Source organism: Variovorax sp. Soil_C_39 (genome assembly GCF_057656815.1).
The window spans coordinates 18,793-30,647 of record NZ_JBDGJQ010000006.1 but is presented as its reverse complement, the minus strand read 5'-3'; the positions used below and the strand labels follow the sequence as shown (position 1 = coordinate 30,647).

Annotated in this window: 10 protein-coding genes; 1 reads left to right on the top strand and 9 read right to left on the bottom strand. The window is 70.2% G+C overall.

Going from position 1 to position 11,855, the window contains the following annotated elements:
• Positions 1 to 4: 4 nt before the first annotated feature.
• From glcE to AC3A6J_RS16845, 7 genes are all read right to left on the bottom strand, one after another.
• On the bottom strand, positions 5 to 1,123 hold the full coding sequence (glcE, locus tag AC3A6J_RS16875; protein WP_487861120.1) for a glycolate oxidase subunit GlcE: 1,119 nt from the start codon (positions 1,121 to 1,123) through the stop codon (positions 5 to 7).
• 11 nt (positions 1,124 to 1,134) lie between these two features.
• On the bottom strand, positions 1,135 to 2,601 hold the full coding sequence (locus AC3A6J_RS16870; RefSeq protein ID WP_487861119.1) for an FAD-linked oxidase C-terminal domain-containing protein: 1,467 nt from the start codon (positions 2,599 to 2,601) through the stop codon (positions 1,135 to 1,137).
• Between the two features lie 110 nt (positions 2,602 to 2,711).
• Positions 2,712 to 3,602: a LysR substrate-binding domain-containing protein gene (locus AC3A6J_RS16865; protein ID WP_487861118.1), complete on the bottom strand. Its 891-nt coding sequence runs from the start codon at positions 3,600 to 3,602 to the stop codon at positions 2,712 to 2,714.
• Between the two features lie 19 nt (positions 3,603 to 3,621).
• Positions 3,622 to 4,557 carry an SMP-30/gluconolactonase/LRE family protein gene (locus tag AC3A6J_RS16860; RefSeq protein ID WP_487861117.1) on the bottom strand — a complete coding sequence of 312 codons (936 nt, stop codon included), beginning with the start codon at positions 4,555 to 4,557 and terminating at the stop codon, positions 3,622 to 3,624.
• Between the two features lie 140 nt (positions 4,558 to 4,697).
• Positions 4,698 to 6,098, bottom strand: a complete 1,401-nt coding sequence (amt, locus tag AC3A6J_RS16855) for an ammonium transporter (protein WP_487861116.1) — start codon at positions 6,096 to 6,098, stop codon at positions 4,698 to 4,700.
• Positions 6,099 to 6,118: 20 nt separating this feature from the next.
• Positions 6,119 to 6,457: a P-II family nitrogen regulator gene (gene glnK, locus AC3A6J_RS16850; protein ID WP_487861115.1), complete on the bottom strand. Its 339-nt coding sequence runs from the start codon at positions 6,455 to 6,457 to the stop codon at positions 6,119 to 6,121.
• Positions 6,458 to 6,526: 69 nt separating this feature from the next.
• Complete coding sequence (locus tag AC3A6J_RS16845) at positions 6,527 to 7,351, bottom strand: TorF family putative porin (RefSeq protein WP_487861114.1); 825 nt, start codon at positions 7,349 to 7,351, stop codon at positions 6,527 to 6,529.
• Between the two features lie 223 nt (positions 7,352 to 7,574).
• Between AC3A6J_RS16845 and AC3A6J_RS16840 the strand changes: the two genes are divergently transcribed.
• The gene (locus AC3A6J_RS16840; RefSeq protein ID WP_487861113.1) at positions 7,575 to 9,122 is read left to right on the top strand and encodes a YifB family Mg chelatase-like AAA ATPase; all 1,548 of its coding nucleotides are present in this window, start codon (positions 7,575 to 7,577) and stop codon (positions 9,120 to 9,122) included.
• Positions 9,123 to 9,142: 20 nt separating this feature from the next.
• Here AC3A6J_RS16840 and AC3A6J_RS16835 read toward each other — a convergent pair whose 3' ends face one another.
• Both AC3A6J_RS16835 and tagF read right to left on the bottom strand, forming a co-directional pair.
• Positions 9,143 to 11,107, bottom strand: coding sequence for a serine/threonine protein kinase (locus AC3A6J_RS16835; RefSeq protein ID WP_487861112.1), 1,965 nt, complete (start codon positions 11,105 to 11,107; stop codon positions 9,143 to 9,145).
• Positions 11,108 to 11,141: 34 nt separating this feature from the next.
• Positions 11,142 to 11,855, bottom strand: coding sequence for a type VI secretion system-associated protein TagF (gene tagF / locus AC3A6J_RS16830; RefSeq protein WP_487861111.1), 714 nt, complete (start codon positions 11,853 to 11,855; stop codon positions 11,142 to 11,144).

Below are 11,855 nucleotides of genomic sequence, written 5' to 3'. Positions count from 1 at the left end.
TTGTTCAGGCGAAGGCGTACAGGCGGCTGCGGTCGAAGAGGCCGTGCGGATCGAACTCGCGCGCCAATGCCTGATGGATGCGCGCGACGGGCGGGCTCAAGGCGTCGAACCGCGCGGCGGCGCCGGCGTCCTGTCCTGGCGGCAGCCTGAACAGCGTGGCGTGGCCGCCCGCTGCATGCACCGCCGCGCGAATCGCGGTGGCCTGTTCGGCCGGCGCGCGGTACCAGCGCTGCGCGCCGTGCCATTCGACCAGCGGCGTGCCGGCACCGGGCCAGGCCAGCACCGGCGCGGTCTGCGGCACCGACACGCGCCAGAGCGCGTCGGGCGCTTGCGCCGTCGTGTCGAACCATGCGGCCTGCTGGTCGCGCAGCGACCGCCACCAGCGTGCGGCCGCCGCATCGTCCTGGCGCTCGCCGCCGAGGTGCACGCAGGCTGCTTCCACCGCCGCGGCCGCGCCGCGCAGGCGCAGGCGCAGCACGCCGGCGCCGTCGCGCTCGCCCCAGCAGCTCGCATTGAGCGGCAGCGGCCGGCCGCCCCATTCGTTGAGCAGCCGCAGCGCATCGGCCTGGCTGCACTCGAACGCCAGCGTGGCCTCGGCGGGCGCGACGGGCAGTACCTTGAGGCTCACTTCGGCGATCAGGCCCAGCGTGCCGAGCGAGCCGGCCAGCACGCGCGAGACGTCGTAGCCCGCCACGTTCTTCATCACCTGGCCGCCGAAGGTGAGCAAGTCGCCGCGGCCGTTGACGAGCGTGGCGCCGAGCACGTAGTCGCGCACCGCACCGACGCTGGCGCGCGCGGGCCCGCTGAGCCCCGCGGCCACCATGCCTCCGACGGTAGCGGCGCCAGGCGCACCGAAGTGCGGCGGCTCGAACGGCAGGCACTGCCCCTTGTCGGCCAGCACGGCCTCGAGCTCGGCGAGCGGCGTGCCGGCACGCACGGTGACGACCAGTTCGCTCGGCTCGTAGCTCGCGATGCCACGCAGGCCGGCGGTGTCGAGCACCTCGCCGCGCGGCGCCTCGCCGTAGAAATCCTTCGTGCCGCCGCCGCGGATGCGCAGTGGCGCGGCATGGCCGGCGGCGGCGGCGCGAATGCGCTCGACCACTTCGCGCAGGGTGTTGTCCATGGCATCCATCGTCAGAACCTCGGCAATTCGGGATGCGGCAGACGCCCGCCGCGCACCACCTGCTTGCCGTACTCGGCGCAGCGCTGCAGCGTCGGGATCACCTTGCCGGGGTTCAAGAGGCCCGCCGGATCGAAAGCGCGCTTGACGCCGAACATCTGTTCGTTCTCGGCCGCGGTGAACTGCACGCACATGCTGTTGAGCTTCTCGATGCCCACGCCGTGCTCGCCCGACACCGTGCCGCCCATCGCGACGCTGGTCTCGAGGATGTCGGCGCCGAACAGCTCGCAGCGGTGCAGCTCATCGGGGTCGTTGGCATCGAACAGCACCAGCGGATGCAGGTTGCCGTCGCCCGCGTGGAACACGTTGCAGCAGCGCAGGTTGTACTTCTTTTCCATCGCCTGGATCGCCAGCAGGATGTCGGCCAGGCGCTTGCGCGGGATGGTGGAGTCGAGGCACATGTAGTCGGGGCTGATGCGACCCGAGGCGGGGAACGCGTTCTTGCGGCCGCTCCAGAAGCGCATGCGCTCTTCCTCGCTGGTGCTCACCGCAATGGCGGTGGCGCCCGAGGCACGCAGCACGGCGGTCATGCGGCCGATCTCCTCCTCGACCTCCTCGGGCGTGCCGTCGGATTCGCACAGCAGGATGGCAGCGGCGTCGAGGTCGTAGCCCGCGTGCACGAAGTCCTCGACCGCGGCCGTCATCGGCTTGTCCATCATCTCGAGCCCCGCGGGGATGATGCCGGCCGCGATCACCGCGGCCACCGCATCGCCGGCCTTTCGCACGTCGTCGAAGCTCGCCATGATGCAACGCGCGAGCTGCGGCTTGGGCACCAGCTTGACCGTGACCTCGGTGGTGACCGCGAGCATGCCCTCGCTGCCGATCACGAGCGCCAGCAGGTCGAGCCCCGGCGCGTCGAGCGCCTCGCCGCCGAACTCGATCGGCTCGCCCTCGGCCGTGAAGCCGCGCACGCGCAGCACGTTGTGCAGCGTGAGGCCGTACTTGAGGCAGTGCACCCCGCCCGAGTTCTCGGCCACGTTGCCGCCGATGGAGCAGGCGATCTGGCTGGACGGATCGGGCGCGTAGTAGAGGTTGAAGGGCGCGGCGGCCTCGCTGATCGCGAGGTTGCGCACGCCGCACTGCACCACGGCCGCGCGGCTCACCGGATCGACCTTCAGGATGCGGTTGAACTTGGCGAGCGACAGCGTCACGCCCATTTCGTGCGGCATGGCACCGCCCGACAGCCCGGTGCCCGCGCCGCGCGCGACCACGGGCACGCCCAGGCCGTGGCAGGTCTTCAGCACCGCGGCCACCTGCGCCTCGGTCTCGGGCAGCGCCACCACGAGCGGGCGCTGGCGGTAGGCTGTGAGGCCGTCGCATTCGTAGGGCGTGGTGTCCTCGGCATGCCAGATCAGCGCATGCGCCGGCAGGTGCGCCTGCAGCGCGCGCACGACCTGTGCCTGGCGTTCGGTCTTGTCCATCGTGTTGTCTGTCGTTCGTGTTGTCGTCTCGTGGAGAGACGCACTCTACGCAAATTGAGGCCGCGCCGGGTTGAAGCTTTTTCGCGCCGGGCTTGAGAGAACTTCGCCGCTCAGCGCAGGCTCTGCGCCAGCCAGTCGACGAAGGCGGCGCATTCCCAGCGCTCGAGCGTGCCGGGCTGCCAGCAGATGGTGTGCCTGTGCGGCGAGCGCACGGGCCGGTCGGACAGCGCCACGAGGCGCCCCGACTCGAACCAGGCAGCCCCCATCTTCAAGCGCACCAGCGCCACGCCGAAGCCGCTCGCGGCCGCGTCGTAGACCAGGCCCAGGTCGTTGAACTGCGAGCCCACGTGCGGCTCGGGCTGGTCGATGTCGCAGGCCGCGAACCAGGTGCCCCAGGGTTCGAGCGGGCTGCGGATGAGCCGCGAGTTCGCGATCTCCGCCGCGGTGCGGAAGCCGTCGAAGGGGCCGAACTCGTTGAGGTAGCTCGGGCTGCAGGCGGGCACCGCGTCTTCCTCGAGCAGCAGGCGGTGCTCGCAATCGGCGTAGTTGCCGCTGCCGTAGCGCACCTCGAGGTCGGCCTGCTCGGCCGTCACGTCGAGCAGCGGGATCGACACCTGCAGCACCAGCTCGATGTCGGGATAGATGTTGCGAAACAGTTCGAGCCGCGGCATCAGGAACTGCCGGCTGAAGGTCGGCGTGACCGCGAGGCGCAGGCGCGTCGCGCGCTGCTGCTTCTGCGCGGCCGGGCCGCCCGGCGTGGCCTGCAGCGCCGCCAGGCCGGTGCGCACATTGGCCAGGTAGGCGGCACCGTCGGCCGTGAGGCTGAAGTCGGCGCGGCCGAAGAGCTTGAAGCCGATGTGCGATTCGAGCTGCCGGATGCGGTGGCTCACGGCGCTCGGCGTTACGCAGAGCTCGTCGGCCGCGCGCCCCGCATGGCGCAGCCGCGCCAGGGCCTCGAAGGTCACGAGGCACTGGATTGGCGGGATGTGCTGGAGCGCCATGGCGTCTTGGCCTTGCGAATCAGTCTTCGAAGAAGGCGACTGGCAGGCCGGGTGCATCGACGCGCGTAGACAGCACCATGCCCGAGGCCGGGCAGCGCTCGATCTCGTCGGCCGGCCGCCCCTTGCGCGCGCTCGTGACGAACAGCGTTTTCAGGTCGTCGCCGCCGAAGCAGGGCATGGTCGGGCATTGCACCGGCACCGGCACCGAGGCCACGCAGTCGCCCGACGGCGCGAAGCGCAGCAGCTGCGCGCCTTCGAACATCGCGACCCAGTAGTGGCCCTCGGCATCGACCGTGGCGCCGTCGGGCCGGCCTTCGTAGCGCGGCATGGCCGCACCCGGCGTCCAGCCCTCGGGCTTGGCGTCGAACTGGCGGAACACGCGCGGCTGCGACAGCAGGTTGGCCTCGGCGTTCCAGTCCCATGCGCGGACGCGGTGCGCGGCCGTGTCGGCCCAGTACAGGGTGCGCGCATCGGGCGAGAAAGCCAGGCCGTTGGCCGTGGTCACCTCGTTCGCCATGCGCGACAGCAGCGGCACCGCCTGCACGCCGGGCCGCGCATCGAGGCAGTGGAGCGCCGCGTTGGGCCGGTCCTTGGTTTCGTTGAGCGAGCCGGCCCAGAAGCGGCCGAAGGCGTCGCACTTGCCGTCGTTGAAGCGCATGGTGCGCGCGTCGTGGTCGACCCGCGCGAGCGGCACGAGTTCGCCGCCCCATTCGCGCGCGCGGTAGATGCCGTCGCGCAGCGCGATCACGAGCCCGCCGCGGCGCGCCGGGGCCATGCATCCGGGCTCGGTCGGCAAGGCCCAGCGCTCCACGCGCGCGGACGGCGTGCCGATCTCGCCGCGCGTACGCAGCACGGCGCGGCCGGGAATGTCGAGCCAGTAGAGCGCGCGCTCATCGGGATGCCAGAACGGCGATTCGCCGAGCTCGCAAAGGCTGTATTCGAGGGATGTCCACATGGTTCGAGGGATTGTGCACCGCCCCTCGCGCAGGCCAAAAAAAAGCCCGCTCACGCCGAAGCGCTCGCGGGCTGAACATCCAAAGGAGACCTTGCTGAAACTGATCGTTTGCGTTGTTCTTGTTGTCGTACCGGCCGGGCTTACCTGTTGTAAGCCGTCTCGCCGTGCGAGGAGATATCCAAGCCTTCGCGCTCTTCCTCTTCGGACACGCGCAGACCGATGGTGAGGTCGGCGATCTTGAAGGCGATGAAGGCCACCACGCCCGACCAGACGATGGTGAACAGCACGCTCTTCACCTGGATCCAGACCTGCGCGCCCATCGAGAAGGTGTCGGGCGTGAGGCCGCCGGTGCCGCCAAGGCCCTGGGCCGCGAACACGCCGGTCAGGATGGCACCCAGGATGCCGCACACGCCGTGCACGCCGAACACGTCGAACGCATCGTCGGCGCCGAGCATGCGCTTGAGTCCGCCCACGCCCCAGAGGCCGATGAGGCCGGCCAGCAGGCCCATCACGATCGAACCCATCGGGCCGACGAAGCCGGCGGCCGGCGTCACGGCCACCAGGCCGGCGACGGCACCCGAGGCGGCGCCCAGCATCGAGGCCTTGCCCTTGTGCAGGCTCTCACCCAGGATCCACGACAGCGCCGCGGCGGCGGTTGCAAGCACGGTGTTGACGAAGGCCAGACCGGCGACCGCATTGGCCGCACCTGCCGAGCCCGCGTTGAAGCCGAACCAGCCGACCCACAGCAGCGAGGCGCCGACCATGGTGAGCGTGAGCGAGTGCGGCGTGAAGGCTTCCTTGCCGTAGCCCACGCGCTTGCCGACCAGGTAGGCACCCACGAGGCCGGCGACACCGGCGTTGATGTGCACCACGGTGCCGCCTGCGAAGTCGAGCGCGCCGTCCTTGGCGAGCAGGCCGCCGCCCCAGACGATGTGGGCCATCGGCACGTAGGCGAAGGTGAACCACAGCACTGAGAACAGCAGCACGGCCGAGAACCGGGCGCGCTCCGCGAAGGCGCCGACGATCAGCGCCACGGTGATGGCCGCGAAGGTGCCCTGGAACGCGACGAACACGTATTCGGGGATCGTGGTGAGCGCGCCGAAGGTTTCCTGCGTGATGCCCTTCATGAAGATCTTGTCGAAGGTTCCGACAAAGCTTCCTTCACCCGTGAAGGCCAGGCTGTAGCCGTAGATGGCCCATAGGATGCTGATCAGCGAGAAGATCACGAAGACCTGCATCAGCACCGACAGCATGTTCTTCGAGCGCCCGAGGCCGCCGTAGAAGAGCGCGAGGCCGGGAATGGTCATGAGGATCACGAGCAGCGTGGAGGTGAGCATCCACGCGGTGTCGCCCGAATCGATCTTGGGCGCCGCTGCCGCAGCAGGCGCGGCGTCCGCAACGGGTGCTGCAGCCGGAGCAGCCGCGGCCGGTGCCATAGCGGCGGGCGCCTCGGCTGGTGCCGCGGGCGCCTGGGCGAAGCTCGCGGTGCCTGCAGCGAGCAGGCTCAGGCCGAGCGCGAGGGAAACAAGCAGTTTTTTCATTTGTTTTGTTCCGGGCTGGATCAGAGGGCTTCGCGGCCGGTTTCACCGGTGCGGATGCGAACGACCTGCTCGAGGTTGTAGACGAAGATTTTTCCGTCGCCGATCTTGCCGGTGCGCGCCGCGCCTTCGACGGCCTCGATCACGCGGTCGACGAGGTCGTCGGAAACCGCCGCCTCGATCTTCACCTTGGGCAGGAAGTCGACCACGTACTCGGCGCCGCGGTAGAGCTCGGTGTGCCCCTTCTGGCGCCCGAAGCCCTTGACCTCGGTGACCGTGATCCCCTGCACGCCGATGGCCGACAGTGCTTCGCGCACTTCGTCGAGCTTGAACGGTTTGATGATGGCTGCGATCAGCTTCATGGTGTGTTTCTCCTTCTGGATGGAATGAATGGCGCGGCAGCGTGGGCCGCACCTCGTTTTTGTTTTCTCTTACAGCGTCTTGCTGAGCGTAACGATGAAGCGCGCCTTGTTGGGCGAGTAGTACTGCTCGCCGAAGGTGCCGAAGCCGAAGTCGTAGCCCGGGTTGCTCAGTGCGAGGTACGAGCTCTTCTTGTTGGCGCCCTGCACCGAGCCCGCCAGCGCCAGGCCGTTGCCGAAGTCGTACGACACGCCGACGTTGTAGTCGACGTAGCTCTTGTAGCCCAGGCTGCGGATGTCGCTGGCCATGTGGGTGTAGCCCACGGCGGCCTTGAGCGTGAGCTTGGGCGCGACTTCCTTGGCGTAGGCGAGGTTCACGTAGCCGGTGTTGCGGCCCTTCAGGCCCGAGCCCGACTTGTAGCCCGCGTAGCCGAAGTAGTCCTTCGACACCGTGTGCGAGTACTTGAGCGTGAACGCGCCGATGGCTTCGTCGGCAAAGGTGGCGCCGGCGTAGAGCTCGGTGGTGTTGCCGACCGAGTTGCCGGGGTAGATGTAGGTCAGCGCGCCCACGTCGAGGTCGAAGGGGCCGGCCTTGAACTTGTAGCCACCGTAGAGGTCGCTCTCGATGCTGTTGCCCTGCAGCCAATTGACGCTGGAGTTCCAGTTGCCGACGTAGAAGCCGCTCTCGCCGAACGCATAGTCGAAGCCGCCCTGGATCGCAGGCTTGAAGCTCTTGGTCTTCGCGTAGTCGTTGTTCCCGATCATGTCCTGGTCCTGGCCGCGGAACTTGTAGTTGCTCGTCAACGCCACGTTCCCCGAGAGCTGCGCGCTCGCCAGCATCGGCAGGACGGCAACAGCGGCGACGGCCGCTGCCTGAACGAATTTACGGTGCATCATCGAGACTCCTCGGGTTTGTGGTGGGTGGCGTTGAATGGGGGGGACAACCTCACTTAGCAGGGAGCGTGCCAAAGTGCTCGTTTCGCCTTCGGTGCAGCCGCCCGCCCTTGGCCACCGGACCGAGCGAAGTAACAGCCTGTTCAACAACGGGGTGTCCCACGAGGCACCCTGGTGCAAGAGCCCGGCCCAGACCGGGTGCACCATATTGGGGAAAGGGGGAGGAGTGAGCCTGTCTTTGGTGCAAAGCCGCGCTTTGCTTGGGCTGGAAGCGGCCAGTGTCACGGTCGAGGTGCATCTGGCGAACGGCCTGCCGAGCTTCACGCTCGTGGGACTGGCCGACACCGAGGTCAAGGAGGCACGCGAGCGCGTGCGCTCGGCGATCCAGAACGCCGGGCTGGAATTTCCCAACAACAAGCGCATCACCGTGAACCTGGCGCCGGCCGACCTGCCCAAGGACTCGGGCCGCTTCGACCTGCCGATCGCGCTCGGCATCCTCGCGGCCAGCGGACAGATCCAGTCGGCGCGGCTGGCGGGGCACGAATTCGCGGGCGAGCTGTCGCTCTCGGGCGAACTGCGGCCCGTGCGCGGCGCGCTGGCCATGGCGCTGGCGCTGCACACGCGCGGCATCGCGACCCGCCTGGTGCTGCCCACCGACAGTGCGCAGGAGGCGGCGCTGGTGCCGGGCGGCGAGGTCTACGGTGCGCGGCACCTGCTCGACGTGGTACAGCGCTTCGTGGCCGAGGATGCGGCAGGCCACAGCGAGGAGGACAGCGGCAACGGCAACGACGGCTGGGCCCGCGTGCAGGCCGCCGATGCGGCGCCGGCGCTGCGCTATGCCGATCTCTCCGACGTGAAGGGGCACGCAGGCGCCCGGCGTGCGCTCGAGATCGCCGCCGCGGGCGGGCACAGCCTGCTGATGGTCGGCGAGCCGGGTTCGGGCAAGTCGATGCTGGCGCAGCGCTTTGCCGGCCTGCTGCCGCCGATGAGCATCGACGAAGCGCTCGAAAGCGCGGCCATCGCGAGCCTGGGCGGCAGCTTCTCGCCCGCCCGGTGGATGAACCGGCCCACCGCCGCGCCCCACCACACCTCGAGCGCCGTCGCCCTCGTTGGCGGCGGCTCGCCGCCGCGCCCCGGCGAAATCTCTCAGGCACACCACGGCGTGCTCTTTCTCGACGAATTCCCGGAGTTCGCGCGCGCGGCGCTCGAGGCGCTGCGCGAACCGCTCGAGACCGGCACCATCACCATCGTGCGCGCCGCGCGGCGCGCCGAGTTTCCGGCGCGCTTCCAGCTCGTGGCGGCGATGAACCCTTGCCCCTGCGGCTACCTGGGCTCGATGCGCAAGGCCTGCCGCTGCACGCCCGACCAGGTCGCGCGCTACCAGTCGAAGCTCAGCGGCCCGCTGCTCGACCGCATCGACCTGCACATCGAGGTGCCGGCGGTCCCGGCCGACCAGCTGCTGGGCTCACCCGCGGGCGAATCGACCGCCGCCATCCGCGAGCGCGTGGTCGCCGCGCGCGATCGGGCGCTGAAGCGCCAGGGCGTGGCGAACCATGCGCTCGCGGCCGGCGAGATCGACCGGCACGCCGCGCTCGACGAAACGGCGCGCCGCTTCATGGTCAACGCCGCCGCCAAGCTCGGCTGGTCGGCCCGCAGCACGCACCGCGCGCTGAAGGTGGCGCGCACCGTGGCCGACCTGGCCGGCGCCGATGCGGTGCAGGCGACGCACGTGGCGGAGGCGGTGCAGTACCGGCGGGCGCTCAGCGGGCGCTGAGGCGCCGGGCATCTGCGGCGCTACTTGAACTCATGGCTCACCACCGGCGCCGACTTGCTGTCCTGCACCGTCACGCGCTGCCGGAACACCTCGAGGTCGCCGTTGCGCACCTCGACGTTGTAGATGCCCGGTCGCAGCGACAGCGACTTGAGCGGCGGGCTCACGCCGCGGTCGACGCCGTCGACGAAGATATGGCCCCAGGGCCGGATGTTGAACTGCACGCGGCCGCTGCCCGGCGCTGCGGCAGGCGACGCCGGGGTGGGGGGCAGCGGAGCGCCGCCGGCGATCACGGTCGGCACGGGATTGGTCGAGGGCACCGGTGCGGGCGGCTGCGCCTGCGCCTGGCGATTCAGCTCGGCGATCGCATTGCGCGCATCGCGCGCATGCGCACCACGGCGGTAGCGGCGCAGGTAGGCTTCGTAGCCTTCGCGCGTGTTCTCGGCCTGCGCGAGGTTCCAGTCCTCGGCCTCGGTGATGGCGAGCGCGGCCTCCGGTGATGGCGTGGTGGGCGCCTCCGCCGGCTCGGTCGGTGCCACGGGCGGGGCGGGAACGGGGGCGGCGACCGGCACGTTGTCGAGCGGCGTGAGCGGGCCGGCCGGCGCACTGGCCGGCGCATTGACAGCGGGCGCGGCGGCTGCGGGATCGGTCGCACCCGGTGGCATGGCGGCGGGCGGCGGCGCGGTCGCCGACATCGGCTCGGAAGGCGGCGGCACGGGGACCATGGCGGTCCGGGTGTCCTGCCGGCCCCCGCTCAGGTGCAGGCCGATCCAGCTGCCGACGGCAATGAGCGCGATCACGAGCACGCCGACCAGCCCCCAGGGCGGGCGCGACGACTTCTTGGCCGGCTGGCGTGCCGCGGGTGCAATAACCGCCGCCGCACGTGGCGCAGCGGCCTTCGGCGGGAGCGCAGGCGCCGGCGCCGCTTCGGACGCGGCCCGCGGCGGCACCGCTTCTTCGCGCGACCCAGCAGCAGAGGCGAGCGGCGCCGCCACCGGCGGCTCGGCCTGCGCGGGCGATGGCGATGGCGGCACGATCACAGTCGGCGCCGCGAGCCCGCCCACGTAGGTCTCGCCGAGCTTCACGAGCCCAAGCTCCGCCGCAAAGGCGGCCACGGTCTGGGTGCGGTCCTTGCTGTGCACCGCGAGCGTGTGGTCGATGGCTGCGCAGAAGGCCGGGCTCAGGTCGCTGCGCCCCATGGAGGACAGCGGCACGTAGGCGTCCTGCACGCTGCGCACCACGGCCGAGGGCGGCGGAGCGCCGGTGACCGCCCGGTACAGCACGGCGCCGAGCGCGTAAAGGTCGGTCCACGCGCCCTGCAGCAGCGTGTTGTCGTCGGCGTACTGCTCGATCGGCGAATAGCCCGACTTCACCATCACCGCCACTTCGTCGACGAGGTCGGCGATCGATTTGCGCGCGGCACCGAAGTCGAGCAGCACCGGCAGGTCGTCTTGCTGGATGAAGATGTTGTCGGGCGCGATGTCGCGGTGGAAGCACTGGCTGCGGTGCAGCGTCTCGAGCGCGCCGAGCAGCGGGCCCAGCATGCCGAGCAGCCAGGCTTCGGAGATCTTCGCGGGCTCTTCCTCCGCCACGCGCCGCAGCGTGCGGCCGCGGTAGAGCTGGATCGCCATGTAGGCGGTGGAGTTGGCCTCCCAGAAGCGGTGCACCCGCACCAGCGCCGGATGGCTGAACTGCGCGAGCGTGCGGGCTTCGTTGATGAAGCTGCGAAGGCCGGCCTGGAAAGTGGCGGTGAGGCGGTCGGAGCGCACGTGCACGCTGTCGTCGCCCACGCGGCGCGCGAGCATCGAGGGCATGTATTCCTTGATGGCGACCTCGCGCTGCAGCGAGTGGTCGTAGGCGCGGTAGACGATGCCGAAGCCACCTTCGCCGATCACCTCGCGCAGCTCGAACTCGTCCAGCCGATGGCCCACGGCGAGCGGATGGGGCCGCTCCTGCGGCTCGCCCGCGCTGCTGGCAGTCGTCGTCATGCATCCCCTCCCGCGCTTTGGATCTTGTGTGCGTTCATGCCCATGGCACATGCCCCTGGGAAAAGAGTTTAGAGAACAACGGCGTGTTGAGCCCGCCGCCGTGCGCCGCGGTGCGCAGCGGCGAGCCGTCGGCCTGGTTGGTCCACCAGTAGCTGGTGCTGCCGAAGGCATCGAAGCACAGTGGCAGCTCGGGCCAGCCGAGGCGCTGCTGCGGGCTGGCGCCGCCGGCCGCGGGCCCGAGGATCGAAAGGATGTCGTCGGAGCCGCCGCTCGCGGTCTGGAAGCCGCCATGCGCGGCGGCCAGCACCTGGTGGTCGAACTGGTCGGGCGCCACGCTGTGGCGGATCGCCTGCAGCAAGGCACTGCCGCATTGCCAGTACCAGGCGGCCGAGCCTTCGAGCATGGCGGGGCGGTAGCCCGAGGCCGCCACCTGCACCGTCACGCAGACCGGGTAGTAGCGGCCCACGCGGTCGCAGCTCGGCGCGATGCAGCCGAACTGCACCGCGTCCACGCCCTGCGTGGCCGGAATGACGAAGTTCCAGACCGGCGCGACCACGAAGTGCCGCGTCATCGCGTCGGGCCAGCGCTTGAAGCTGCCCAGGCCGTTCTGCATCCAGCGGTCCCACCAGGCCTGCAGCTCGCGCGGCATGCGGCGGTAGAGGAAGTCGCCCGCGGCCGGCAGCTTGCCGTACCAGCCGATCTGTTCGTCGGGCGGGACCCAGGCGTGCGGGGCGATGCTGCTGTTCAT

Bases quoted from the DNA above. Each gene is read 5' to 3' on its own strand.
- AC3A6J_RS16870 (WP_487861119.1), bottom strand. From the start codon at position 2,601: ATGGACAAGACCGAACGCCAGGCACAGGTCGTGCGCGCGCTGCAGGCG.
- tagF (WP_487861111.1), bottom strand. From the start codon at position 11,855: ATGAACAGCAGCATCGCCCCGCACGCCTGGGTCCCGCCCGACGAACAG.
- AC3A6J_RS16845 (WP_487861114.1), bottom strand. From the start codon at position 7,351: ATGATGCACCGTAAATTCGTTCAGGCAGCGGCCGTCGCCGCTGTTGCC.
- amt (WP_487861116.1), bottom strand. From the start codon at position 6,098: ATGAAAAAACTGCTTGTTTCCCTCGCGCTCGGCCTGAGCCTGCTCGCT.
- AC3A6J_RS16835 (WP_487861112.1), bottom strand. From the start codon at position 11,107: ATGACGACGACTGCCAGCAGCGCGGGCGAGCCGCAGGAGCGGCCCCAT.
- AC3A6J_RS16865 (WP_487861118.1), bottom strand. From the start codon at position 3,602: ATGGCGCTCCAGCACATCCCGCCAATCCAGTGCCTCGTGACCTTCGAG.
- AC3A6J_RS16860 (WP_487861117.1), bottom strand. From the start codon at position 4,557: ATGTGGACATCCCTCGAATACAGCCTTTGCGAGCTCGGCGAATCGCCG.
- glcE (WP_487861120.1), bottom strand. From the start codon at position 1,123: ATGGACAACACCCTGCGCGAAGTGGTCGAGCGCATTCGCGCCGCCGCC.
- glnK (WP_487861115.1), bottom strand. From the start codon at position 6,457: ATGAAGCTGATCGCAGCCATCATCAAACCGTTCAAGCTCGACGAAGTG.